20 protein-coding genes and 1 pseudogene are annotated in these 25,123 nt (G+C 73.9%); 17 read left to right on the forward strand and 4 right to left on the reverse strand.

Annotated features, from left to right (window positions below; all coding sequences use genetic code 11):
- Positions 1-88: 88 nt before the first annotated feature.
- The 5 genes from CNQ36_RS24940 (at position 89) to CNQ36_RS24960 (ending at position 4,604) form a co-directional block, all read left to right on the forward strand.
- Positions 89-991 (forward strand): ABC transporter ATP-binding protein, encoded by a 903-nt coding sequence (locus CNQ36_RS24940; protein ID WP_163013362.1) that lies wholly within the window; start codon positions 89-91, stop codon positions 989-991.
- Positions 988-1,737, forward strand: coding sequence for an ABC transporter permease (locus CNQ36_RS24945; protein ID WP_121547597.1), 750 nt, complete (start codon positions 988-990; stop codon positions 1,735-1,737). The genes CNQ36_RS24940 and CNQ36_RS24945 overlap by 4 nt, the downstream gene beginning before the upstream one ends.
- Positions 1,734-3,023, forward strand: coding sequence for a sensor histidine kinase (locus CNQ36_RS24950; protein WP_121547598.1), 1,290 nt, complete (start codon positions 1,734-1,736; stop codon positions 3,021-3,023). Before CNQ36_RS24945 ends, CNQ36_RS24950 begins: the two co-directional genes overlap by 4 nt.
- Positions 3,013-3,672 (forward strand): response regulator, encoded by a 660-nt coding sequence (locus tag CNQ36_RS24955; protein ID WP_121547599.1) that lies wholly within the window; start codon positions 3,013-3,015, stop codon positions 3,670-3,672. Before CNQ36_RS24950 ends, CNQ36_RS24955 begins: the two co-directional genes overlap by 11 nt.
- A 116-nt stretch (positions 3,673-3,788) precedes the next feature.
- Positions 3,789-4,604, forward strand: a complete 816-nt coding sequence (locus CNQ36_RS24960; protein ID WP_121547600.1) for an alpha/beta fold hydrolase — start codon at positions 3,789-3,791, stop codon at positions 4,602-4,604.
- Between the two features lie 7 nt (positions 4,605-4,611).
- On the opposite strand, the gene glgX is transcribed toward CNQ36_RS24960, so the two are convergent.
- On the reverse strand, positions 4,612-6,861 hold the full coding sequence (gene glgX, locus CNQ36_RS24965) for a glycogen debranching protein GlgX (RefSeq protein WP_121547601.1): 2,250 nt from the start codon (positions 6,859-6,861) through the stop codon (positions 4,612-4,614).
- Between the two features lie 188 nt (positions 6,862-7,049).
- Between glgX and CNQ36_RS24970 the strand changes: the two genes are divergently transcribed.
- The 5 genes from CNQ36_RS24970 (at position 7,050) to CNQ36_RS24990 (ending at position 11,763) form a co-directional block, all read left to right on the forward strand.
- Complete coding sequence (locus tag CNQ36_RS24970; protein WP_121547602.1) at positions 7,050-8,276, forward strand: L,D-transpeptidase; 1,227 nt, start codon at positions 7,050-7,052, stop codon at positions 8,274-8,276.
- A gap of 158 nt (positions 8,277-8,434) precedes the next feature.
- Positions 8,435-9,685, forward strand: a complete 1,251-nt coding sequence (locus CNQ36_RS24975) for a L,D-transpeptidase (protein ID WP_206278503.1) — start codon at positions 8,435-8,437, stop codon at positions 9,683-9,685.
- Positions 9,686-9,721: 36 nt separating this feature from the next.
- Positions 9,722-10,060, forward strand: a complete 339-nt coding sequence (locus CNQ36_RS24980) for a YciI family protein (protein WP_121547603.1) — start codon at positions 9,722-9,724, stop codon at positions 10,058-10,060.
- A 149-nt stretch (positions 10,061-10,209) separates the two neighbouring features.
- A complete protein-coding gene (locus tag CNQ36_RS24985; protein WP_004925262.1) occupies positions 10,210-10,977 on the forward strand; it encodes an enoyl-CoA hydratase/isomerase family protein in 768 nt (255 codons plus the stop codon).
- Between the two features lie 177 nt (positions 10,978-11,154).
- Positions 11,155-11,763 carry an ATP-binding protein gene (locus tag CNQ36_RS24990; RefSeq protein ID WP_163013363.1) on the forward strand — a complete coding sequence of 203 codons (609 nt, stop codon included), beginning with the start codon at positions 11,155-11,157 and terminating at the stop codon, positions 11,761-11,763.
- 53 nt (positions 11,764-11,816) lie between these two features.
- On the opposite strand, the gene CNQ36_RS24995 is transcribed toward CNQ36_RS24990, so the two are convergent.
- Positions 11,817-12,455, reverse strand: a complete 639-nt coding sequence (locus CNQ36_RS24995) for a GNAT family N-acetyltransferase (RefSeq protein ID WP_121547605.1) — start codon at positions 12,453-12,455, stop codon at positions 11,817-11,819.
- A 47-nt stretch (positions 12,456-12,502) separates the two neighbouring features.
- Here CNQ36_RS24995 and CNQ36_RS25000 point away from each other — a divergent pair, with 47 nt between their 5' ends.
- The 3 genes and pseudogenes from CNQ36_RS25000 to CNQ36_RS25010 all read left to right on the forward strand — a co-directional run.
- Complete coding sequence (locus CNQ36_RS25000; RefSeq protein WP_121547606.1) at positions 12,503-13,417, forward strand: helix-turn-helix domain-containing protein; 915 nt, start codon at positions 12,503-12,505, stop codon at positions 13,415-13,417.
- 46 nt (positions 13,418-13,463) lie between these two features.
- A complete protein-coding gene (locus tag CNQ36_RS25005; protein ID WP_121547607.1) occupies positions 13,464-13,676 on the forward strand; it encodes an EF-hand domain-containing protein in 213 nt (70 codons plus the stop codon).
- 89 nt (positions 13,677-13,765) lie between these two features.
- Positions 13,766-14,440 (forward strand): annotated as a pseudogene (locus tag CNQ36_RS25010) (NADPH-dependent F420 reductase); the annotation flags it as partial.
- On the opposite strand, the gene CNQ36_RS25015 reads toward CNQ36_RS25010, so the two are convergent.
- Positions 14,437-14,994: a glycoside hydrolase family 25 protein gene (locus CNQ36_RS25015; RefSeq protein ID WP_121547609.1), complete on the reverse strand. Its 558-nt coding sequence runs from the start codon at positions 14,992-14,994 to the stop codon at positions 14,437-14,439. The pseudogene CNQ36_RS25010 and the gene CNQ36_RS25015 overlap by 4 nt on opposite strands.
- A 226-nt stretch (positions 14,995-15,220) precedes the next feature.
- Between CNQ36_RS25015 and CNQ36_RS25020 the strand changes: the two genes are divergently transcribed.
- Genes CNQ36_RS25020 through CNQ36_RS35610 form a run of 4 tightly spaced genes read left to right on the forward strand, consistent with a single transcriptional unit; the run spans position 15,221 to position 21,686 of the window.
- Positions 15,221-16,270: a sugar-binding transcriptional regulator gene (locus tag CNQ36_RS25020; RefSeq protein WP_121547610.1), complete on the forward strand. Its 1,050-nt coding sequence runs from the start codon at positions 15,221-15,223 to the stop codon at positions 16,268-16,270.
- The gene (locus CNQ36_RS25025; RefSeq protein WP_121547611.1) at positions 16,267-16,929 is read left to right on the forward strand and encodes a type VII secretion system-associated protein; all 663 of its coding nucleotides are present in this window, start codon (positions 16,267-16,269) and stop codon (positions 16,927-16,929) included. Before CNQ36_RS25020 ends, CNQ36_RS25025 begins: the two co-directional genes overlap by 4 nt.
- Positions 16,926-20,408 (forward strand): hypothetical protein, encoded by a 3,483-nt coding sequence (locus tag CNQ36_RS25030; protein ID WP_163013364.1) that lies wholly within the window; start codon positions 16,926-16,928, stop codon positions 20,406-20,408. Before CNQ36_RS25025 ends, CNQ36_RS25030 begins: the two co-directional genes overlap by 4 nt.
- Before the next feature lie 54 nt (positions 20,409-20,462).
- Positions 20,463-21,686 carry a hypothetical protein gene (locus CNQ36_RS35610; RefSeq protein WP_163013365.1) on the forward strand — a complete coding sequence of 408 codons (1,224 nt, stop codon included), beginning with the start codon at positions 20,463-20,465 and terminating at the stop codon, positions 21,684-21,686.
- A 62-nt stretch (positions 21,687-21,748) separates the two neighbouring features.
- On the opposite strand, the gene CNQ36_RS25040 is transcribed toward CNQ36_RS35610, so the two are convergent.
- Positions 21,749-25,072, reverse strand: coding sequence for a right-handed parallel beta-helix repeat-containing protein (locus tag CNQ36_RS25040; protein WP_121547614.1), 3,324 nt, complete (start codon positions 25,070-25,072; stop codon positions 21,749-21,751).
- Between the last annotated feature and the right edge of the window lie 51 nt (positions 25,073-25,123).

A 25,123-nucleotide genomic window follows, 5' to 3' on the forward strand; every position in this document is an offset into this window, starting at 1 on the left:
TCGTACCCGCACATCAGCCGATCGGCCGATACCCGTTCGAGCGGGACGGCCGATGTACCGGGCGTCCCCGCGCGGCGACGCTGGAGCCATGTCCGTCATCGACGTCACCGACCTGCGCAAGTCCTACGGAGACCGTGCGGCCGTCGACGGTGTCGCCTTCACCGTCGAGGAGGGCGAGATCTTCGGGATCCTCGGCCCGAACGGCGCGGGCAAGACCACCACCGTGGAGTGCGTCGAGGGCCTGCGCGTCCCCGACTCCGGACGGGTGCGCGTGGCGGGCCTCGACCCGGTCGCCGACCACCAGGAGGTCGCCCGCCTCCTCGGCGCCCAGCTCCAGCAGAGCGAACTCCAGCCCAAACTCACCGTCCGTGAGGCCCTGGAGCTGTACGCCTCCTTCTACCCGCGCCCCGCCGACTGGCGCCCGCTGGCCGAACGGCTCGGCCTGGCACCGAAACTGACCACCCGGTTCGCCAAGCTGTCCGGTGGCCAGAAGCAGCGCCTGTTCATCGCGCTCGCCCTGATCGGCGACCCGCGCGTGGTGGTGCTGGACGAGCTGACCACCGGCCTCGATCCCCGCGCCCGGCGCGACACCTGGGAGCTCATCGAGGACATCCGGGCGGGCGGCGTCACCGTCCTCCTCGTCACCCACTTCATGGAGGAGGCACAGCGGCTGTGCGACCGGGTCGCGGTCATCGACCGGGGCCGGGTCGCCGCGCTGGACACCCCGGCCGGGCTGATCCGCCGCTCCGCGGGCGCCACCGTCATCGGCTTCACCCCGTCCGCCCCGCTGGACGACGCGGAGCTGGCCGCGCTGCCCGGACTGGCGTCGGTGCGCAGGCAGGACGGCCGGCTCACCCTGTCCGGCACCGACGAGACGGTCGACGCCGTCCTCACCCTCCTCGCCCGCACCCGCGTCACCGCCCACCAGCTCCGCGTCACCGACGCCACCCTGGACGACGCCTTCCTGGACCTCACGGAGACCACGGCATGAGCACCGGCATCCTCGACACCGCCGTACTGCGAACGGAGATCCGGCTCTTCCGGCGCGAACCCGGCGCCGTCTTCTGGATCCTGCTCTTCCCGCCCCTGCTGCTGGTGATCCTCGGCTCCATCCCGTCCTTCCGCGAACCCGACCCGTCCTTCGGCGGCATCCGCCCGGTCGACGCCTATGTGCCGGTGACCGTGCTGCTCGGGCTGATCCTCGGCGGGCTGCAAGGCATGCCGGGGACCCTCACCGGCTACCGCGAACGCGGCATCCTGCGCCGTATGTCCACCACACCGGTACGGCCCGCGGCCCTGCTGACCGCGCAGATGCTGGTGTTCGGCGGGGCCGCCCTGTTCGCGGCCCTCATCGCGCTCGCGGCCGGCCGGCTCGCCTTCGGCGTCCCCCTTCCGCGGCAGCCGTTCGGCTACCTCCTCGCGCTGCTGACGGCCGTGCTCGCCTCCCTCGCCCTGGGCGCCCTGGTGTCCGCCCTGTCCCGTACGACGAAGATCGCCGGCGCGATCGGATCGGCCGCGATGTTCCCAGCGATGTTCTGCGCGGGAGTGTGGCTGCCGGTGCGGGCCATGCCGGACGTGCTCGCCCGGATCGTCGGCTTCACGCCGTTCGGCGCCGCCGCGCAGGCCCTCGACGAGGCCGCCGCCGGCGGCCGGCCGGACGTGACGCACCTGGTCGTGATGCTCGCCTGGACGGTCCTGCTCGGCGCGGCGGCCGCGCGCTGGTTCCGCTGGGAATGACCACGGGCGTGGCCCACACTGACGGGATGCGGGACGTGACGACGCTGGACGAGCGGTGGGCGGTGTTCCACCGCTGGGGGCCGTACGCCCTGCTGGCCATGGCCTCGGCGGTCTCCCTGGCGGCCGCCGACGCGCTCGGCATGACCGGCGGTGAGCGGCGGGCGAGCGTCGTTCTGATCGCCGCCGCCCTGCTGCTCCAGCTCTGGTGGAACCGGGCCGCCCGCACCCGCCCGGGCCCCTCCCCGGCGGGCGCCTGCTACTACGCCGTCCGCTGGGCCCTCGGCTTCGCCCTCACCTGGCTGAACCCGCTGTTCGCCTTCTACGCGGCCATCGGCTACTTCGGCGCCGAGCACCTGCTGCCCCGACGCCTGCACCTGCCCGCCCTGTTCGCCACCGCCGTGACGCTCGCCGGCTCCCAGTCGGGCGGACTGCCGCCGAACGGGCCGACGGGCTGGGCGCTCTTCGGCGCGATCCTCGCCGTCAACGCCGTACTGGTCGCCCTCTTCGGCCACTTCGCCGCGCTGGAGGAGGCCCGCTCCCGCGCCCGTGTCGAGACCATCACCGAACTGGAGCGCACCAACACCGCGTTGCAGCAGGCCCTCGACGAGAACGCGGCCCTGCACAGCCAACTCCTCGTCCAGGCACGGGAGGCCGGGATCGCCGACGAGCGACGGCGGCTGGCCGCCGAGATCCACGACACCCTCGCCCAGGGACTCACCGGCATCATCGCCCAGCTCCAGGTGGCGGCGAACACCCCCGAACCCGCCGTCGCCCACGTGCACATGGACCGGGCCCTCGCCCTGGCCCGGCACAGCCTCGGCGAGGCCCGCCGCTCCGTGCACAACCTGGCCCCGGTCGCCCTGGCCGACGAAGGGCTGCCCGAGGCGCTGCGGGAGACCGTCACGGAGTGGTCCGAACGCACCGGGGTACGCGCCGGGTTCACGGTCACCGGCGCCACCGAGCCGCTGCACGACGAGGTGGCGGCCACCCTGCTGCGCATCGCCCAGGAGGCACTGTCCAACGCGGCCCGCCACGCCCGTGCCGGCCGGGCCGGCGTCACCCTGTCGTACATGGGCGACGAGGTCACCCTCGACATCCGCGACGACGGACGGGGCTTCGACCCGCTCGCCGCCCGGGAACGCGCCCGCACCCGCGCCGGCGGGTTCGGCCTCGACGGCATGCGGGCCCGCGCCGAGCGCGTCGCCGGGGCGCTCACGGTCGAGTCGGAACCCGGCCAGGGAACCGCCGTATCGGCTCGCGTACCGTTGGTCCGCCATGACCCATGACGCCGTGACCGAGGACGCAGTGATCACGCTCCTCGTCGTCGACGACCACCCCGTCGTACGCGACGGTCTGCGCGGCATGTTCGACACCGCGCCCGGATTCCGCGTCCTCGGCGAGGCGGCCGACGGCGTCGGGGCATTGGAACGGGCCGCCGTCCTCGACCCCGACGTGATCCTGATGGACCTGCGGATGCCGGGCGGGGGCGGTGTCGACGCCATCCGGGAACTGACCCGCCGGGGCGCCCGCGCCAGGGTGCTGGTGCTGACCACGTACGACACCGACTCCGACACGATCCCCGCGATCGAGGCGGGCGCGACCGGCTACCTCCTCAAGGACGCGCCCCGCGAGGAGCTGTTCACCGCGGTCCGCGCGGCGGCGCGGGGCCGTACCGTGCTCTCCCCGGCCGTCGCCTCCCGCCTGGTCTCCGCCGTCCGCACCCCCAGGGCGCCCGGCAGCGAACCCCTCTCCGCCCGCGAGCGCGAGGTGCTGGCCCTGGTCGCCCGGGGCACCTCCAACCGGGAGATCGCCCGCGAGCTGTTCATCAGCGAGGCGACCGTGAAGACCCACCTCACCCACGTGTACGCCAAGCTCGGCGTCAACGACCGCGCGGCGGCGGTGGCGGTCGCGTACGACCGGGGCATCCTCGGCTGAACGGCCGTACCCAGCACCGCCATTACCCCTGAGGGAATCGCCCGCCCGGGCCGCCCGGCCGACACTGGAGCAGTCCGGTCCGGGAGACGCCCGGCGACATCACCGAGGGGGACCCCGTGTTCTTCGAGACCTACGACGGCACACGGCTCGCCTACGAGGAGCACGGCGAGGGCGAGCCCCTGCTGTTCGTCGCCAGTTGGGCGCTGAACGGCGACATGTGGGAGTACCAGATCCCGTACTTCGTCGAGCGGGGCTACCGCTGCGTCACCCTGGACCGGCGCGGCCACGGCCGCTCCGAGCGCCCCTCCGAGGGTTACGACCTCGACGCCTCCGCCGACGACATCGCCGCGCTGCTCGACCACCTCGGCCTGCGGGACGTGACGATGATCGGCCACTCGGTCGGCGGCGCCGAGGTGGCGAGGTACCTCGCCCGGCACGGAAGGGAGCGGGTGGCCCGGGTGGCCTTCGTCTCCGCCGTCCTGCCGTTCCTGCTGCTCACCGACGACAACCCGGAGGGAGCGCCGGAGGCCGCGCTGGAGGCGACGCTGCACGCCTTCCGCACCGACCGGCCCAAGTGGTTCGCCGACCGGGCCCAGCCCTGGTTCGCCACCCACCTCGGCAACGACGTCTCGCCCGCGCTGATCGACTGGACCATGGGGCAGTGCCTGTCCACCGCGCCCTGGGCCCTCGCGCGGCTCTTCGAGGCGGCGTTCCGGTACGACCACCGCGAGGCGCTGGCCGCCCTCGACGTGCCCGCCCTCGTCGTGCACGGCGCCGCCGACGCCTCCGCCCGGATCGAGCGCACCGGCCGGCGCACCGCCGCACTGGTGCCGGGCGCGGAGCTGCGCGAGTACCCCGACGCGGGCCACGGCCTGTTCATCACCCACCGGGACCGGTTCAACGCGGACCTGCTGAAGTTCCTCAAGCGCTGAGCCGCGCTCAGCCGGCCCGCAGCAGCAGCACCGACCTCCCCGGCACCGTGATCCGGGTCCCCGCGCGGTGCTCCACGCCCGGCGCCCGGTCCTGCTCCTCCCGCGCGGTGTCCACGACCACCTCGTACCGCTCCGCCCACGGCGGCCCCGGCAGCTCGAACTCCACCGGCCCTTCCCCCGCGTGCAGGACGGCCAGGAAGCTGTCGTCGAGGATCTGCGCCCCCCGCTCGTCGCGCCCCGGGATGTCCCGCCCGGAGAGGTACATGCCGAGCGTGGCGGCCGGCGCGTACCAGTCGCCCTCGGTCATCTCCGTGCCGTGCGGGGTGAACCAGGCCAGGTCGCGCAGCCCGTCCGCGGAGTGCGCGCGGCCCGAGAAGAAGGCCCGGCGGCGCAGCACCGGATGGCGGTGGCGCAGGGCGATCAGCCGGGAGGTCAGCTCCAGCAGCCGGCGCCACTCCGGGTCGTCCAGGAGCCCCCAGTCCACCCAGCCGCTCTCGTTGTCCTGGCAGTAGGCGTTGTTGTTGCCGCGCTGGGTGCGGCCCATCTCGTCGCCCGCGACCAGCATCGGCACCCCCGTCGACAGCAGCAGCGTGGTCAGCAGGTTCCGCAGCTGCCGCCGCCGCAGGGCCCGTACGTCCGGGTCGTCCGTCTCGCCCTCCGCGCCGCAGTTCCAGGCGCGGTTGTCGTCCGTGCCGTCGCGGTTGCCCTCGCCGTTGGCCTCGTTGTGCTTGCGGTCGTACGACACCAGGTCGCGCAGGGTGAAACCGTCGTGCGCGGTGACGAAGTTGACCGAGGCGTACGGCCGGCGCCCGCCCCAGGCGTACAGGTCGCTCGACCCGGACAGCCGGTAGCCCATCTCCCGCACGTCCGGCAGCGCGTGCCGCCAGAAGTCCCGTACGGCGTCGCGGTACCGGTCGTTCCACTCCGTCCACAGCGGCGGGAACGCGCCCACCTGGTAGCCCCCGGACCCCACGTCCCACGGCTCGGCGATCAGCTTCACCCGGCGCAGCACCGGGTCCTGGGCGATCACCGCGAGGAACGGCGACAGCATGTCGACGTCGTGCATCGAACGGGCCAGCGCCGCCGCCAGGTCGAAGCGGAAGCCGTCGACGCCCATCTCCGTCACCCAGTAGCGCAGCGAGTCGGTGATCAGCCGCAGCACCTGCGGCTGCACGACGTGCAGCGTGTTGCCGCAGCCCGTGTAGTCGGCGTATCTGCGCGCGTCCGGCTGGAGCCGGTAGTAGCCGCGGTTGTCGACGCCCTTCAGCGACAGCGTGGGCCCCAGCTCGCCCGCCTCGGCGGTGTGGTTGTAGACCACGTCGAGGATCACCTCGATGCCCGCCGCGTGCAGGGCCCGCACCATCCGCTTGAACTCGCCGACCTGCTGCCCCGCCGTCCCGGAGGCGGCGTAGCCGGCGTGCGGGGCGAAGTAGCCGATGGAGTTGTAGCCCCAGTAGTTGCTCAGACCGCGGCGCAGCAGATGGTCCTCGTGCGCGAACTGGTGCACCGGCAGCAGCTCGACCGCCGTGACGCCCAGTGCCACCAGGTGCTCGACCGCCGCGGGGTGCGCGAGACCGGCGTAGGTGCCGCGCAGCTCCTCGGGGACGCCCGGGTGCCGCCGGGTGAAGCCCTTGACGTGCAGCTCGTAGATGACCGAGTCCGCCCACGGCGTCTTCGGCCGGCGGTCGTCCGCCCAGTCGTCGTCGTCATGGACGACCACGCCCTTGGGGACGTACGGCGCGGAGTCCCGGTCGTCGCGCACGGTGTCCGCGACATGCTGCTCCGGCCAGTCCCTGACGTGCCCGTACACCTCCGGCGGCAGCCGGAAGTCGCCGTCCACCGCACGCGCGTACGGGTCCAGCAGCAGCTTCGCCGGATTCCAGCGGGCGCCGGTCCACGGGTCCCAGCGGCCGTGCACCCGGAAGCCGTAGCGCTGCCCCGGCAGCACCCCCGGCACGAAGCCGTGCCAGATCTCGTGCGTCAGCTCGGTGAGCCGGGCCCTGCTCTCCCTGCCCCGCTCGTCGAACAGGCACAGCTCGACCCCCTCCGCCCCGCCCGCCCACAACGCGAAGTTGGTGCCCGCCACCCCGTCCGGCCCGACCCGGAACCGGGCGCCAAGGGGCGTCGGCCGGCCCGGCCGCACCGGCACCGTGGCCACGGGCGGCGACGGGCGCACGCCGTTCACGACGGCGGCCGGGCGCCCGTCCCCGGTGGCCCGCTCTCCGGCCACCGCCTCCTGCTCGGCTGCGCTGGACACCTGTCAGCCTCCCGCGGCTCGTGGGGGACGACGGCGGACAGGGGTCGGCGGCCCGTCTCATCGGCTCCGGCCGCGGCTCCCGGCGTGTCGTCCTCCCACTGTTCTGCCCAGACCGCGCCTCGCACTCACGTTTCCCCGGGGGGCGGCATGGTCGTTTCCCGGAGGCGAGGACCGTCGTTGGGTACCGCGTGAGGTACGTACAAGGGCGCGCGCGGCGCGCGAGGGCCGCGCTGGCCGCCGTAGTGACATGGGCAGGACTGCTGACCGGAGCCGCCGGCTGCACCGCGGACGGCACCGCCGTCCCGGGCGCGCCCGGGCCCCCGGCCCCCGGGGACGCCATCCGCGTCTCGCCCGAGGACGGCAGCGAGGACGTACGTCCCGGCTCCCCGCTGCGGGTACGGGTGCCGGACGGGCGGCTGGAGTCCGTGGAGGTCGTCGTGTCGCAGGACGCGCGGGAGACCCCGGTGCCCGGGCGGATCTCCGGTGACGGGCTGACCTGGAAGCCCGACGACGAACGGCTGTCGCTGGCCGCGAAGTACACCGTCGACGCGGTGGCCGTGGACGGCGCCGGACGCCGCTCGGCCCGCCACACCGAGTTCACCACCCATGTCCCCCGGGAGCGCTTCATCGGCTACGTCGCCCCCGAGGACCGCTCCACCGTCGGCACCGGGATGATCGTCTCCCTGGAGTTCAACCGGAAGATCGCGCACCGGGCGGCCGTCGAGCGCGCCGTCACCGTCACCGCCCGCCCCGCCGTCGAGATCCGCCCGCACTGGTTCGGCGACTCCCGCCTGGACTTCCGCCCCGAGCGCTACTGGAAACCCGGCACCAGGGTCACCGTCGACCTGAACCTGCGCGACGTCGAGGGAGCACCGGGCGTCTACGGCCTTCAGCGCCGCACCTTCACCTTCACCGTCGGCCGCAGCCAGGTGTCGGTGGTCGACGCCGCCGCCCACACCATGCGGGTGCGCCGCGACGGGGAACTGCTGGCCACCGTGCCGGTCACGGCGGGCGCGCGGAAGACGCCCACGTACAACGGCAAAATGGTGATCACCGAGATGCTCGAGGTCACCCGGATGAACAGCCGCACGGTCGGCTTCGGCGGCGAGTACGACATCCCCGACGTCCCGCACGCCATCCGCCTCACCAGCTCCGGCACCTTCCTGCACGGCAACTACTGGGGCGGCGACGCCTTCGGCAACCGCAACATCAGCCACGGCTGCGTCGGCCTGCGCGACGTGAAGGGCGGCGGCGCGGACACCCCGGCCGGCTGGTTCTTCGACCGCAGTCTGGTCGGCGACGTCGTCGAGGTGGTCAACAGCAAGGACAAGCAGGTCGCCCCGGACAACGGCCTCGGCGGCTGGAACATGAACTGGCGGGAGTGGACGGCGGGCGGCGCGGTGACGCGACGCTGACCCCAACCCTCGGGCGGGCCGTCGTACTTGGAACGGAACGGTGACAATCCCGCCGCCGCAAACCCCTCTGGCCTGTGGTTACTATGCCCGAGCGCGCGAGGGGCGCGCGGGGGCGCGGGCCCGGCCAGGCAGGCCGGGACCGCCGAGGGGAGAAACAAGTGAACGTGGGGCCCATATCGGGGGCGGCGCCGGACGGCGCGCGGGGGCACGGCGGCAGGAGGCTGGCGGCGCTGGCGATCGGCGTGATGCTGGCGGTCACCGCGTGCGGCGGCGGAGGATCGGAACAGGGTTCGGGCGACGGCAAGGGCAGCGGCACGGGCAAGGGGTCCACCGCGGCGCAGAGCAAGCAGTCCGAGGCCGTGGTGAGCATCGCGCCCGAGGACGGCGCGAAGTCCGTCGAGACCAGCGGCGCGCTGAAGGTGAACGCGAGCAAGGGCAAGCTGACCGAGGTCGTCGTCAAGAACCGGGACGGCGACCGGATCGACGGGGAGATATCCGGCGACGGCGCCACCTGGACGCCGTCCACCCATCTGGCCGCCTCCACCACGTACACGGTGCACGCGGTCGCCAAGGACTCCGAGGGCCGCACCGCCGCCGAGGACTCCGACTTCACCACCCTGACCCCGGAGAACACCTTCATCGGCAGCTTCACCCCCGAGGACGGCTCCAAGGTCGGCGTCGGCATGCCGTTCTCCCTCCGCTTCACCCGGGGCATCACCAACCCCGAGGACGTCGAGAAGGCCATCCGCATCACCACCGAGCCGGCCGTCGAGGTCGAGGGCCACTGGTTCGGCAACGACCGCCTCGACTTCCGCCCGGAGAAGTACTGGAAGGCCGGCACCAAGGTCACCGTCGACCTCAACCTCGACGGCGTCGAGGGCCGCGACGGCGTCTACGGCAAGCAGTCCAAGAAGGTCTCCTTCACCATCGGCCGCGAGCAGGTCTCCGTCGTCGACGCCAAGAAGCTCACCATGAAGGTCAAGCGGGACGGCAAGGTCGTCAAGACCATCCCGGTCACCACCGGCGCGCCCGGCTACGAGACCTGGAACGGCAAGATGGTCATCAGCGAGAAGCTGACGGTCACCCGGATGAACGGCGAGACGGTCGGCTACGGCGGCGAGTACGACATCAAGGACGTTCCGCACGCCATGCGCCTGTCCACCTCCGGCACCTTCATCCACGGCAACTACTGGGGCGGCGACGCCTTCGGCAACCGCAACGCCAGCCACGGCTGCGTCGGCCTGCGCGACGTCCGCGGCGGCTGGGACAAGGGCGCCCCGGCGGCCTGGTTCTTCAACAACTCCCTCCTCGGCGACGTGGTCGAGGTGAAGAACTCCGACGACGCCACGATCGCCCCGGACAACGGCCTCAACGGGTGGAACATGTCCTGGGAGAAGTGGAAGGCGTAAGGGGCCTGCCCGGTCCGACAGCCAAGGGAGCGACGCATGACGCGGTACCTGATCTCGTTCGACGACGGCGCGATGACCTTCCCCGAGGAGGAGCTGCCCGCGGTGGCCGAGGCCTCGCAGGCGGTGGTGCGGGAGGCCCGGGACGCCGGCGTGTGGGTCTTCGGCGGCGGACTGGAGAGCCAGCGGGCGAGCGTCGTGGCCACCGACGGGACCGTCGCCGACGGCCCGTACCCGGAGACCAAGGCGGTGCTCGGCGGCTTCTCGGTCATCGACGTGCCCTCCCGTGAGGAGGCCCTGGAGTGGGCCGCCAGGATCGCCGCCGCGTGCCGCTGCGCGCAGGAGGTCCGGGAAATCATGCCCGACCCGACCGACTGACCGGTCCGGGCCCGCCACGGCGGGCCCGGTGCGGTCCCCGGCCGGTCACCCCTCGCCGGGACACGGCGTGAGGGGTGGCCGGCCGCGGGCGTTCTTCCGTGCGGCACCCGTGGTGTCCCCGGGTGTGAACGCCCGCTAACCTGCGGGGCATGACCGTACATCTCGAAGTCGCCGAAGGTGTTGGCACGCTGCGGCTGGACCGGCCGCCGATGAACGCGCTGGACGTCGCCACGCAGGACCGGTTGAAGGAGCTCGCCGAGGAGGCCGCGCGGCGCGAGGACGTGCGTGCCGTGGTGATCTACGGCGGGGAGAAGGTGTTCGCGGCGGGCGCGGACATCAAGGAGATGCAGGCCATGGACCACGCGGCCATGGTGCTGCGGTCCAAGGCGCTCCAGGACTCCTTCACCGCCGTGGCCCGCATCCCCAAGCCGGTCGTGGCCGCCGTCACCGGCTACGCGCTCGGGGGTGGCTGTGAGCTGGCGCTCTGCGCCGACTACCGGATCGCCGGGGAGAACGCCAAGCTGGGCCAGCCGGAGATCCTGCTCGGCCTGATCCCGGGTGCGGGCGGCACCCAGCGGCTGTCCCGGCTGATCGGGCCCTCCAGGGCCAAGGATCTCATCTTCACGGGCCGCCAGGTGCGGGCCGACGAGGCGCTGGCGCTGGGCCTGGTGGACCGGGTGGTGCCCGCCGAGGAGGTCTACGCGCAGGCGCACGCGTGGGCCGCGAAGCTGGCCCAGGGGCCGGCGATGGCGCTGCGCGCGGCGAAGGAGTCGGTCGACACCGGACTCGAGACCGACATCGACACCGGCCTGGCCGTCGAGCGGAACTGGTTCGCGGGCCTGTTCGCCACCGAGGACCGGGAGCGGGGGATGCGCAGCTTCGTCGAGGAGGGACCCGGCAAGGCGAAGTTCCTGTAATCGCGCGGGAATTTCGCTACCGGGCTTGCAATTGACACGATGTCTGATTCGGCTCTCTCGGCGGGGCGGATTATGGGAGCCTTGGTGCACCCTTAAGCCGTTCGTGTCGAGGGAGCCCGTCGATTGCCGGAGAGCGAGCCGTTTCCGCAGGCAGGGCGGGCCTTCGAAGGCCCGGAAGTGCCACAGGCATATGCCGGTGGCTCCTTGCCGGACGAGGGCGCAGGGGGGGCGTATTCCCCGGGAACCGCCCCGGAGCCCCCCTCGCGCGGCCATGATGGGGGCATGGCGGGGCTGGAGGGCAAGGAACAGCCGCGGGGAGACGGACGTGTGACCGTGTCGCGCTGGTCGCCGACGGTCGAGGACGAACGCGCCCTGAAGGCGCTGGAGTTGTACGGCAACCCGACGGAAGCCGAAGTTCCGCTGCCGTCCCGTCCCGAGTCCGCCGCCACCGCCCGCCGGCTCGTCCAGGTGGTCGTCCTGCGGGAGTGGGGCCTCACCCCCGCCCTCACCGAGGACGCCGTCCTGCTCGTCTCCGAACTGGTCGGCAACGCCGTACGGCACACCGGCGCCCGCGTCTTCGGCCTCCGGATGCGCCACCGGCGCGGCTGGATCCGGATCGAGGTCCGCGACCCCTCCCGCGGACTGCCCTGTCTCATGCCCGTCCAGGACATGGACGTCAGCGGCCGGGGCCTCTTCCTCGTCGACGAGCTCGCCGACCGCTGGGGCGTCGACCTGCTGCCCCGCGGCAAGACCACCTGGTTCGAGATGCGGGTCCTGGACCGCTGACGGCGGCGCGCCGTCCCAGGGCTGTCTGACAATTGCCGCCTGCCAGGCATGTCCTAGCGGCGCAGGAACAGCGCCTCCGAGCCGACCGGCCGGTATCCGGCCGCCTGGAACGCCCGCAGACTGCGCGCGTTGCCCGGCGAGATCTGCGCCCACACCGGTTCGTCCCCGGCCAGCCGCCGGGCCGCCAGCGCCAGCCGCCGGCCCAGGCCACGGTGCCGCGCCTCCTCCGGCACCTCCACGGCCGCCTCCAGCCGTCCGGCGATCCCGCGGCCCAGCACCAGCACACCGCCCTCCGCCGTCCACACCCGTACGTCGTCCCGGCGTGCCCGGGCGCTCACCACCCGGGGGTGCGCGGGGTCGCCGACCTCCTCCAGGGCGAGCGGGGGGCCGTCCGGCAGCGGTGGCGCCACCGTCATCACGTCGATCGTGTCCGTACGGCGCCCGGTGCGCTCCATGAAGGCGGCCAGGAAGCGGACGTTCATCGTGGCGGCGAGCGCGTCGCAGTCCGCCCCTGCCAGCGTGCGCCGCACCCACGCCGGGTCCTCGTCCGTGAAGACCACCGAGTGCGCCGTGAACGCCAGCACCCCCGCGTCCCGCCCCGACGGCTGCGGCACCACCGTCGTACCGCCGTCCGTCGCCGGGAAGACGCCCCGTGCGGCCGCGTCGAGAATGGTCCGCAGTGTGTCCCTCACCCGTGCTCCTTGAGTCTCCACCCACTGGAAGGCACAGACTCGCAGACATGATCGACGACGGCACCGGACTTCTCACCATCGGCGAGCTCGCCCGGGCCACCGGACTGTCCGTGCGCACCATCCGCTACTGGTCCGACGAGGGCGCCCTGCCCCCGGTGACCCGTTCCGCGGGCGGCTACCGGCTCTACGACGCCGGGTCCGCCGCCCGTCTGGAGCTGATCCGCACCCTGCGCGAGCTGGGCCTCGGCCTGCACGACGTACGCCGGGTGCTCACCGGTGAGACCACGGTCGCGCGGGTCGCGGCGGCGCACGTGACCGCGCTGGACGCGCAGATCCGGTCACTGAGGGTGACGCGTGCGGTGCTGTCGACCGTGGCACGACGCGGCTCGAACGCTGAGGAGATGACGCTCATGAACAAGCTGGCCCGACTGTCGACGGCCGAGCGCAGACGCATCATCGAGGACTTCATGGCGGAGGTCTTCGACGGCATCGACGCGGCGGACCCGGACATCCGCCGGCGTCTGCGGTTCGCCGCGGCCGACCTGCCCGACGACCCCACCCCCGAGCAGGTGGACGCCTGGGTGGAGCTGGCCGAGCTGATCCAGGACCCGGAGTTCCGGGCGACGATGCGCAGGATGATCGAGTTCAACGCGGCGGACCGGGGGCCGGACGTCCCCTCCGGCAGCTCCCTGTGGTTCATGAGCCGGCTGGTCCGGCTCGCGGGCCAGGCCGTGCGGGAGGGCGTCGCGCCGGATTCGGCGCGGGCCGCCGGTGTGCTGCGCGAGCTGATCGGGGACGCCGACCCGGCCGTCGTGCTGGAGCGTCTCTCGGCGGCGACGAACGTACGCCTCGCCCGCTACCGCGAGCTGTCCGCGCTCGTGAACGGCCTGGAGCCGCCGTCGTCCCACGAGGCGGAGTTCGGGTGGGTGGTCGCCGCACTGAGGGCTCGGACCGCCGGATAATCTGACCTACGTCAGCACGGCGAAGTACGGGATGAGGGGCGGATCGGTGGCGGACATCGAGGAAGCGCGCAAGCAGTTCGAGCGGATCGACACGGACGGGGACGGGTTCATCACCGCTGCCGAGTTCAAGGCCGCCCTGGCCCAGGGCGGCGACTGGAACGTCACCGAGGCGGTCGCGGAGGCCGTGATCGGGTCCCGGGACCTGAACGGGGACAAGGTCCTGTCGTTCGACGAGTTCTGGGCCCACTTGAACAAGTAGGTCCGGAATAGCCCGCCCGTCCCGGGGGTTGGTGTCGACCATGACGGTTCCCGTAAGGAACCGAAGCGGACACCGATCCCCGGAAGGGCGAGGCGAGCGACATGAAGATCGGCATCATCGGGGCGGGCAACATCGGGGGCAACCTCACCCGGCGGCTCACCGCCCTCGGCCATGACGTCTCCGTCGCCAATTCACGCGGCCCCGAGACGCTCACCGGCCTGGCGGAGGAGACCGGCGCGACACCGGTACGGGCCGAGGACGCGGCGCGCGGCGCCGAGATCGTCGTCGTCACCGTCCCGCTGAAGGCCGTCCCCGACCTGCCGTCCGGCCTGTTCGACGAGGCCGCGGAGGGTGTGGCCGTCATCGACACCGGCAACTACTACCCCCGGCAGCGCGACGGCAGGATCGCGGGCATCGAGGACGAGGGCGTCACGGAGAGCCGCTGGACGGAACGGCAGATCGGCCACCCCGTGATCAAGGCCTTCAACGGCACGTACGCCCAGGACATCCTGGACCGCCACCGCCCCGCCGGCGACCCCGGCCGGATGGCGCTGCCCGTCGCCGGTGACGACGAGGCGGCCAAGCGCAAGGTCCGGGCCCTGATCGAGGAGCTCGGCTTCGACACCGTGGACGCGGGCGGCATCGACGACTCCTGGCGCCAGCAGCCCGACACCCCGGTCTACGGACTGCGCGCGGACGTCGTGTCCGTCACCAAGGCGCTGGCCGAGGCCTCGCCGGAGCGCAAGCCGGAGTTCAGGGGCTAGTCCGCTCCGGCCCATTCCCGCAGCGCCGACCTGCTGGAGAAGTCCGCCACGTTCTTGTCCAGCGGGTCGTCGGTGTACTGGTGGAAGCGCCACTTCGCCCGGATGCGGGGCTCCCCGGCGGTGACGTAGTCGGCGATCCACAGGCCGTCGCCGGCGTAGGAGGTGGTGTCGACGTTGAGCCAGAAGTGCCTGTTGGCGTAGAGGATCACCCGGTGATGGGGCCGTAGTTCCTTCACCTTGCGGATGAAGCGGTCCTTCTCCGCGTTGCTCGCGTGGGTGCCCTCGCCCGTGGTCTCCCAGTCGACGGCGAGGATGTCGCCCCGCTTCTCCGGGGCCTTGCTCACGAAGTACTCCGCCTGGGCCGTGAGGTTGCCCGGCCAGAGGAAGTGGTAGAAGCCGACGACCAGTCCGGCGTCGCGGGCCGTCTTCGTCTGGGCGGCGAGTCTTGGGCTGGTGTACGAACGGCCCTCCGTCGCCTTGATGAAGACGAAGGACAGGCCGTCGGTGTCGTACGAGGACGACTGATACGCACTCACGTCGATACCGCGCAGCATGGAGCTCCCTGAGGTGCTGGTGGAGGGAGGGGAGTTGAATGATTCCTTCCCCGTCCCGGCACGGGCGACCCGTCCGGGGAGGGGGATTCTTCTCCCTCAGCCGTCACCGTGGACCCTGGTGTCACTCCCAAGTCGCTTCTCCGTCATGTTCTGCTCACCTCGCACATATGAACTAGCCATAGGAATGGCGTGAGTTGGTGCAACGACGAGAGCGCGGAGAGACGACATGGCCGAACCGGCCGAGGTGGTGGCGTTCACCGCGCCGATCGACACGCTCCTCGCCGCCGCCGTCGCCAGGCGCTTCTACCTGGAGAACCGGTCGAAGGTGGAGATCGCCGAGGAGTTCGGCATCAGCCGGTTCAAGGTGGCCCGTCTGCTCGACGCCGCCGTGGCCCACGACATCGTGCGGATCGACATCACCGTCCCCGCCGAGATCGACGTCCCGCTCGGGCGGGCGCTGAGCGAGCGGTTCGGGCTCCGGCACGGCATCGTCGTCAACGTGTCCCGCGGCGAGGGCGGCGCGACGGCGCCCGCGGACCAGCGCCACACCGGCCGCTGGCTCGGCACGGCGGCGGCCCGGCTGCTCTCCGAGATCGCCGAGGAGGGCGACGTCCTCGGGCTGGACGGCAGCCACGCCGTGGACGCGCTCAGCGAGGCGGTCACCCGGCTGCCGCTGTGCGACGTGGTCCAGCTGACCGGGGTGCGCGGGCGGGACCTCGCCCACGACGCCGCGATCGCCGCGGTCCGCCGTACCGCCGCGGCGGGCGGCGGCAGGGCGTACCCGCTCCACACCCCGCTCCTGCTGCCCGACGCGACGACCGCCGCGGTGCTGCGCAGCCAGCCCGCGACCGCTGACACCCTGGAACGCTTCGGCCTGGTCACCAAGGCCGTCGTCGGCATCGCCGCCTGGGACGGCCCGCACGCCACGGTGTACGGCGCCCTGTCCGAGCCGGAGCGGGAGACGCTCCGGGAGGCGGGGGCGTGCGCCGAGGTGGGCGGACAGGTCCTGGACGCGGCCGGCCTGCCGGTCGCCACGGAACTGGACGCCCGCATGATCTCCGTGAGCGCCGCCCGACTCCGGGGCGTGAACGAGCTGATCGGCGTCTCGGCCGGCGGACGCGGCACCGCGGCGGTCCGCGCCGCGCTGAGGTCCGGACTGCTCACCGGCGTCGTCATGGACGCCACGACCGCGCGCCGCCTGCTCTGGCAGGACGGCCCGGACGACCCGCCGGGGACCGCCCCGTCGCCCCGAACCACCGAACGAGGACCGCGATGAGCTTGCAGGACGAGGAGCTTCCGCCCGTTCCGGACGACATCCGCGAGGCGGGCCGCCTCGCCCCCGACCACTGGCTGGGCGTGGTCGACCCGATGTGGTCCGGGGAGGGCAAACCCCCGGAGTGGGCGATGACCGGACGGTGGCGGTCCGGCCTCGACGGCGAGATCGTCGAGTGGGAGGACAACCCCGATTACCGGCCGTCCCCGCGTGCGCTGGACTGGCTCGTACCCGAGGACGAGGTGGACCGCGCCGTCCAGCTCGCCTCCACCGGATACGGGCCCGGGGAGGCGGTGCCGGCCGCGCTGGCGGGCCGCGAGGTGGCCGTGCTGACGGCGCCGGGCGGCGGGCCCCTGAGCGCGACGGCGCCGGACGGGACGCCGGTGGTGCCGGTGTTCACCTCGTCGGTGTTCCTGCACACGGCGGGACGCTACGCGTTCGAACTCGTCGGCACCGAAGACCTTCTGGAGCGCGTCCCCGAGGGACACGTGCTGTACCTGAACCCGTCGGCGGTGGTGAGCATGCTGCTCGACCCCGACACGGTGCGCGAGGCGGTGCGGGCCGGTGCGGCCGGGGAGCGGCCGCCCGCGCCCGCCGCCGCCGTCGGCACCGCGCGGGTGCTCACCGAGGCGGTCCGGCCGATCCGGGGGACGGACGCGTGAGCCGCTGGTCGTCGGTGCTTCCCGGCCGGGGGCGCAGGTCGGGTCCGGGCGCCGGGCGCGGTCCGGGGAGCCCGGCCGCCGGCAACGGCGGGAACGGCGGGAACGGCGGGGGCTCCGGAAGCGCCGGGGGCGGTGCGGGTGGTGCGGGCGGTGGTCCGCCGGTCGAGGACGTCGACGGGGTGCTGCTGGTGCGCTCGGTCGAGGACGACTCGTTCCCCCTGGAGGTCCTCGCCGAAGTGGCGGGCGCCGTCGGCCGGGAGGAGGACGTCGTCACGGTGATCGTCGGCTCCGCCGACGGGGGCGGGGCGCCCGGCGCCGACCACTGGGCACGGCTGGGCGCGCTGCTGGACTCCCTCCGCGCGCGCGGCACCGGCAGGATCCGGCTCGTCATGTCCGGCGCCGGTGACGACCGGCCGGACCGGCCCTGCGTCGCCCGCCGGATCGCGGACGCCTGGGAACTGGAGGTGACCGCCCCGGACGGGGCCGTGCTGATCACCCCCGGGGGCGCGCTGTTCGTCCACGGCGACTCCCGCCCCGGATGCGGCTGGTGGCGGTTCGCGCCCGGCGCGGAACCCCGGAGACTGGGGCGGCGTGCCCCGGCGCCCGACTGGGAGGAGGCGCTGGACGGGGTCCCCGTGCGCACGTCCGGCGGCTGCGTAGTGGAGCGCGTACCGGCGGGCGTGCTGATCCGCCCGGCCGAGGCGCCCGGCCCCGCCCCCGACGACCTGTGCTTCTCCGTGCCCGTCGACTTCGAGCGTCTCACGGTGCTGGTGGGCGCCCCGCACGCGGAGGACGTCGCGGCCGACGAGGTGGCCGCGGTGCTCGCCGGGCTGCCGGCGGCGGAGCGCTCCCGCGCACGGCTCGCGCCGGGCGGCCGGCGCGATCTGCTCCGGCTCGGGCAGTCGGTCGCCGACCGGCTGGGAACCGAGGTGGAGGTACTCACCGGCCTGCCGCTGCTCGACGACCACGCACCGCCCGGCACGGCCGCCCGGCCGACGCTGGTGGGGCGGGACGGCAGGCCCAGCTGGCGGCCGTTCGTGTCGGCCGTGGTCTGCGGACCGGTCGACGCCGAGGGGCGGGCCCCCGTGCCCAGGCCGGTGGGACTCCACCCGCCCGACTGGATACTCGGCGGCAGCGAACGGGGCACGGTACGGCTGACGGACCGCTGGCAGGCGTCGGTGACCCGGGCCGGCCTCGCCCTGTGGGCGCCGGACGGCCCCCGGCCCGGTCCGCTCGGGCCGGCCGTCGACCCGGAGGTGTGCGCCATCGAACTGGGCATGCCGGGGCAGCCGTTGGACGGCTCCCTGCTGCCCGCGCTGTCCCGGCTGCTGCGCGGCCTCGGGACGGACGTCCGGTCACGCACCACCCTGCTGGTCCGCGGCAGGCTCCTCACCGGCGACGGCGCGCTGCGCCGCCTGGCCGCCGAGCACGGCATCCCCGGCATCCGCTACGTCACGGCCGGCAGGCCGGCCGTGACAGCCGGCCGCCCGGGCCCCGCCGCTGGTGCGGCCGCCCGCCGCCCCGGCAGCGGCGGCGACCCGGTGACGGTCGGGTCCGGGGAGGCTGCGCAGACTCGCGGGCATGCGGGGAGGGTTGCTGCGGGCGGCGCTGCCGAGCCGGGGGTTGAGCCTGGTCAGGCCGGGGCGTCGGGTGTTGCGGCTCCTTCCTCCGTCATGGCCGCCGGTACATCCGGGCGTGGGGTCGCCCCCGGACCGGGCACGGCTGCCGCTCCGCCGGCTGGGCCTCGCCCCTCCGGCGGCGACCCGGCGCGGCGGGCTGCGGCGGGCGGCGCTGGTGCGTCCGGCGGTGGGGCGGCTCGACGCCCGGGTGCGGCTTCCGACGGTCCGCACGCCATCGAGCCCGGCCGGGGTTCATCGCCCGGCGCGGTGGCCCGCGAGTCCGGTACGGCGGCTGCTGCGCCGTCGGTCGAGCCCCGCGGTGGGGTCGGTGGCGGCCGGGGGGCCGCCGAGTCCGGCCAGACCGCGCCGTCCCGCCGGGCCGGTTCGGGCGCCGAGGCGCCCACGTCCGCCGCGGCCCCGGACGGAGGGCCGGCCGAACTCCCCGTTCAGCCGGGCGATTCCGCTGAAGAGAACACGGAAGCCGCGGGTTCGTCGGCGGCAGGCCCCGGGGAGACGGTGAGCTCTCCTGCGGAGGGCGCGGACGGTGCCGCCGGACGGCCGGGCGTGCCCGGCGCGGCGGGGGAGGGGAAGCTCGCCGAGGCGGACCCGGCCGCCGCAACGCCGGACGTCGTGGAGGAACCCCGGCCGCGCGTTGCCTCTGCGGACGGGTCGCGCGCCGGTGCTGACAGTGAGCGGGGTCGGGCCGTCGGTGTCGGCGTACCGCCGGACGTTGTGCGGGAAGGCCCGCAGGGGGCGGTGGTCCGGACGGGCCCTGCCCCTGCAGCCGGGGCGCGTGCCGGGGATGACAGCGGGGCGACCGCGGGCGCTGGTGGAGGCGGGGCGCCGGATGTCGTGGAGGAAGGCCCGGTCGGGGCTGGGGCCCGGTCGGGTGTGGTGTCCGCGGTCGGGGTGCGTGCCGGGGGTGACGGCGGGGTGGCCGTGGGCGCTGGTGGTGAGCGGGCCGGTGGTGTCGGGGTGTCGTCGGACGTTGTGTCGGAAGGTCCGCAGGAGCCGGTGGCCGGAGGGGCGGTGGTCCGGGCGGGCACTGCCTCTGTGGCCGGGGTGCGGTCGACCGGGTGGGGGCGGGGTCGTGCGGCTCTGCCCTTTGTGCCGGGGCATGTCAGCGGGGTGGCCGAGCGTGCCGCGTTTCGGGATGCCGCGGCCGGTGCCTGGGAGGGGCACGCCGCCGCGGTGTCCCGGGTGCTCACCCGCATGCCCGCCCTGCGCGGCCACGAACTGGAGGCCGCCCGTACCGATCTGGTCGCCGCGCACGCCTACCTCACCGCGGACGAAGGGCCGCTTCACCACCGCGAGTTGACCCGCGACCTGCGTGCCGGCGAGGGGCGGCTGCTGCCCTACGCCGGCTGTCTGGCGTCCGCCCTGCGGCGGCTGCCCTCCTACCGGGGCGTAGCCCTGCGCGGCGGGGACGCCGACGGACCCGAACCCCCGGTCGGCGCGCTGCTGCAGGACCCCGCCCCGGTCAGCGCCCTGGCCGGCACCTCGGCGGTCCCCGCCGGAGCCGGCGTGCGGTACGCGATCTGGTCCGTCACCGGGCGCAAGGTACGGCAACTGCTCGACCGGCCGGGCGGTGACCCGGAGTCGTACGAGGAGATCGTCTTCGTGCCGGGGACCGGCTTCCGGGTGCTGGCGGTACGGACCGTGCCCGCCGGCCCCTCCGTCGTACTGCTGCGTGAGCTCCCGGGCAACGCGACCGCCTACATGGACGGGTCGGAGGAACTGAGCGGCCTGGACCTCAAGGCGCTCGCGCACCTCGAGGAGGCGCTCGCCAAGGGCTTCCGGGCCGGCGGGGCGACGGAGTGGCCGGAACGCTGCTCCGGACCCGTGGGCCAGGACGGATAGCGAGCGGCGAGCACCGCACCACCGCCGTTCGCCCCCCACAACTCAAGGAGAATGATGGCACCACAGAAACCGCCGTCCCCCGAAGGGCCGGACGGCACGGGCGGTTCGTCCGTCCGCAGGGCCGTCTCCCTCGGGTCGGCGGCAGCCGACCCCGGACCGATGCTGGCACCGGCCGCGCGGCGCACCGCCGCCCCGGAGCCGGGCGAGGGCGGGAACGAGGGAGCGCAGACCGCACGACCGGCCCCGGAGACCCCCGAGAGCGAGGCCGCCCCCGAGCGGCCCGCAACCACGGCCGCGGCCGCCGAGGAACCGGACACCACGGCCGCCCCCGCCGAGCCCGCCGCCACCGGGCAGGCCGCCCCCGACACCCGTGCCCGCGGGGTCGGCGGAGCGGACGGGGCGGCCACAGCCACCGCCACAGCCACCGCCACCGCGTCCGGTGCGGACGGGCCGCCGTCCGGCAACCCGAAGAAGCCCCTGCTCGCCGCGGCCGGCATCGCGGGCGTGGTCCTCCTCGCGGTACCGCTGCTCATCTGGGCCACGGACGACTCGGAGCCGAAGAAGGACAACGTGGCGGTGGCCGCCGGGTCGGACACCCTCCTCGAGGAGGAGCCCCTGGAGGCGCCGAAGGGCGACTACGCCCCGGCGGAGCCCACACCGGAGCCGTCCACCGCGAAGCCGTCCGCCGCGCCGAGCAGCTCCGTCGTCAAGAAGTCCGCGCCGAGCACGCCGAGTTCGGCCCCGGTCGAGAAGCCGACCGAGGTGGCGACGGAGAAGGCCGAGACCCAGGTGCGGGAGCGCAAGGCCCCCAAGCTCCCGCCGAACACCGCCGCTTACGCCGTCCAGCGGATGGCCGCGTCGAACCCCGGTCGGCACATCTGCTACCGGGTCCACGTGAAGGGCTCCGGCTGGACCGCCCCCGTGTGCGACGGGGCCACCGCGGGCCAGGAGGGCAAGGGGCGGCCCATCACCGCCATCAACATCGCGGTGGCGGACGCCAAGCGGGTGAACGGCAACGAGTTCATCCAGAAGGACGGCTGGACGACCGAGTGGTCGGGCGCCGCCGACGGCACGGACCTGTACCTGGGCAGCGCCGCCGCCGGCGCGCCGAACCTCAGCGGCTTCACCATCGGCGTCGAGGCGGGCAACGTCTGCCAGAACCACAAGCTGGGCGAGCGCGGCTGGGGCGGCCTGGCGTGCGAGTCGTCCAAGGGCTGGGTGTTCGGCGGTTCGACGGAGCCGCAGTTCTGGCTGGAGGCCGTCAGGTTCAACGTGTGAGGGGCGCCCCGGCGCAGCGGACGCCCGCCGGCGCGGACCGGCGGGCGTTCCCCTTCAGCGGATCACAGGGCGGCCCCCTGCCGCCGCCCCGGCGGCAGATCCTGCGGGAGCAGCGTGGTGAGGTCGGCGAGGCTGGGCGAGGCCAGCCCGCCCAGCCGGCGGGCCTGGCTCGTCATCATCGACTCCAGCAGCTGCCGGGCGAGCCGCGCGTTGCCGAAGGACCGGTCGCGCGGGATGCCGTCCACATGGGCGCGCAGCGCCGCGAGGGTCGGCTCGGCGCACTCGTACCCGGAGGCGGCGGCGTGCCGGGACACGATGGTGACCAGCTCGTCCGTGCTGTAGTCCTCGAACGTCACGAACTTGGAGAACCGCGACGTCAGGCCGGGGTTGGAGGCGAGGAAGCGCTCCATCTCACCGGTGTACCCGGCGACGACGACCACGATCTCGTCGCGGTGGTCCTCCATCAGCTTCAGCAGGGTGTCGACGGCTTCCCGGCCGAAGTCGTTGGACGACCCCTCGGGGGTCAGGGTGTACGCCTCGTCGATGAACAGCACGCCGCCCAGCGCGCCGGTGAAGACGTCCTTGGTGCGCTGGGCGGTGTGGCCGACGTACTGGCCCACCAGGTCCGCCCGGGCCACCTCCACCAGGGAGTCGCGGGGGAGCACTCCCAGCGAGTGCAGGAGCCTCGCGTACAGCCGGGCGACGGTGGTCTTGCCGGTGCCGGGCGGCCCGCTGAAGACGAGGTGGTTGCTGATCCGGGGGGCGGGCAGCCCCGCCGCGACCCGCTGCCGGGCGTTGGTCAGCAGACTGACCAGGTCGGACACCTCCCGCTTCACGGCGGCGAGCCCCACCATGGCGGTGAGTTCGGCCATCGGGTCGGACGGGTCGGCGGCGTCCTCCGCGGTCCCGCCGACGGCCGCCGCCTCCGCGTCGCCGACGTCCGCCGGCAGCAGCAGGGTCAGATCGTTCTCGGCCGGGTCGGTCATGGCCGCGAGCCGGAACGCCTGCCGGTCCACCATGTCCTCGAACACGGCGCGGGCCGCGCGGCCGTTGCCGAAGGTCGCGTCGCGCGTCATCCGCTCGAAGCGCACGGCGAGGGCCTCCCGGGTGAGCGGACCGAGCTCGAACTGGTGGCGGTGGCAGAGGCTTTCGGTGATCGTCACCAGTTCGTCCACCGCGTAGTTGCCGAACTCGACGGTGCGGGTGAAGCGGGAGGCGAGTCCGGGGTTGGCGGTCAGGAACGACTCCATCTGCTCGGAGTAGCCGGCCGCCACCACGACCACGTCGTCGCGGTGGTCCTCCATCAGCTTCAGCAGGGTGTCGACGGCCTCCCGGCCGAAGTCGTTGGACGTCCCCTCGACGGTGAGGGTGTACGCCTCGTCGATGAACAGCACGCCGCCCAGAGCGCTGTTGAACGCCTCGGTGGTCTTGATGGCCGTGCCGCCGATGACCTGCGCGACCAGGTCGGCGCGGGCGACCTCGACCAGATGCCCGCTTCTGAGCACACCCAGGTCGGCGAGGATGCTGCCGTAGAGGCGGGCGACGGTGGTCTTGCCGGTGCCGGGCGGCCCCGCGAAGATCAGGTGCCGGCTCATCGACGGGACCGGCATGCCGAGCCGGCGCCGGCGCTCCGCGAGCTGGTTCAGGTTGACCAGCGTGTTCACCTGGTGCTTGACGTTGTCCAGGCCGACCAGCGACTCCAGTTCGGCCAGCGGGCCCTCGGGTTCCCGCGCCTCGCCGGGGCCGCCCGGGGCGCCGTCCTCGCCGCCGGCCCCGGCCGACTCGCCCCAGCTGTCCGGCAGGCCGTTGTCCGCGCTGGTCAGCAGCTCGACCGTGAGACGTTCACCCGCGCGGCTCTGGCGCAGTCCCGCGCCGCGGTTGTCGCGTACGACGCAGCGGGTGACGTCGACCGGCTCGGCGCTGTCTATCCGCACGCCGTCGCCCGTACTGCCGCTGATCTCGCAGGAGTTGAGAGTGGCCCGGCCGCCGCGCGACACCTGGACGCCGTGCGCCCTGGAACCGTGCACCCGGACCCGCTCCAGGGTGATCTCCGCGCCGTCCCGCACGCTGACCCCGGCGTCCGCGCTGTCGCCGATCTCGCAGTCCCGCAGGGTGCCCCGGCCGCGTTCGCCGACGAGGACGCCCGAGCGGGCGGCCGAGGTGAGCACGGTGTCGCCGATCTCGGGGTCGGAGTCGTCGTCGATGCTCAGCGCGCAGCCCCCGGCGGACTCGACCTCGCAGTGCTCCAGGCGGCCCCGGGCGTCGTCGCCGAACTCGATGCCGTGGCCGCCGGATCCGGTGACCCGCGCGCGGCGCAGCAGGGGGTTGGCGGCGGTGCGCACCGAGATGCCGACGCCCGCCGCGTCCAGGACCTCCAGGCGCTCGAACTCGGCCGTGGAGTCGTCCCAGAGCTGCACCGCCCCGGCGGTGTCGGCGCAGTCGCTCACCACGGTGTCCCGCAGCAGCGGGGCGCTGCCCTCGACGACCCGCACGGCGGCCTCGGTGGATCCGTGGAAGGAGCAGCCCTCCAGGGTCCCGCGCGAACGGTCCAGGACCAGCAGCCCGCTGGTCTTGGTGCGCCGGGTGACGCAGCCGCTGAGCACCGGGTCGGCGCCGCCGGAGATGACGATGCCGCTCTGCGCGATGGACTCGAAGGACGTCTCCTCGATCTCCGGGCGGGACATGCTGGTCACCAGCAGGCCCACCGAGGTGTGGTGCACGGCGCACCGCAGCACGCGGGTGGAGCTGTGGCCCTCCAGGGCGATGGCGGGCTTGTCGGTGCCGGAGATGTCGCAGCCCTCCACGGTGCCGCGGGCCTCGCCGCTCGCCAGGACGCCGTTGGCCCGCGCGCCCCGGATGCGGCAGTCGCGGACGAGGGGCGCGGCGGTCTCGCCGATCACCACCGCCGAGGTGCCGAAGTTCTCGAACACGCAGTCCTCGACGATGCTTTCGCTCTCCGACGAGTCGACGAGTCCGGCGCCGCCCGGGTTGCCGATCCGGCAGCCGCGGGCGGCCAGCGAGCCCTTGCCGCGGACCAGGAGCGCCGTCCAGCCGGCGCCGGTCACGGTGCAGCCGTCGAGGGCGGCCTGACCGGCCGGTACGTCGACGACCGCGGCCTCCTTGTCGCGGCCCCGGAGGGTCAGGGCGCTGAGCATCACGGCGTCGGCCATGAGGGTGACGGCGGTGCCGTCCCGCGGGCAGAGCTCGACGGTGCCCGGATCGCCCTCGCCGACGATCGTCACCCGGTGCCGGATGACGAGGTTCTCGGCGTAGCGGCCGGGACGGACCCGGATCACCGCCCCGGTGCGGGCCTGGGCCAGTGCCTCACCGATCGTCTGGAAGCCGTCCGACCGTTCCGGGCCGACCGTGAGTATTTGCCGTGCCACGCCTCGAACCTCCTTGTGCTGCTGCGGTAGTTGGCGTTGTGCGCCGAACAT

Source organism: Streptomyces fungicidicus, from assembly GCF_003665435.1.
Lineage (GTDB): Bacteria > Actinomycetota > Actinomycetes > Streptomycetales > Streptomycetaceae > Streptomyces > Streptomyces fungicidicus.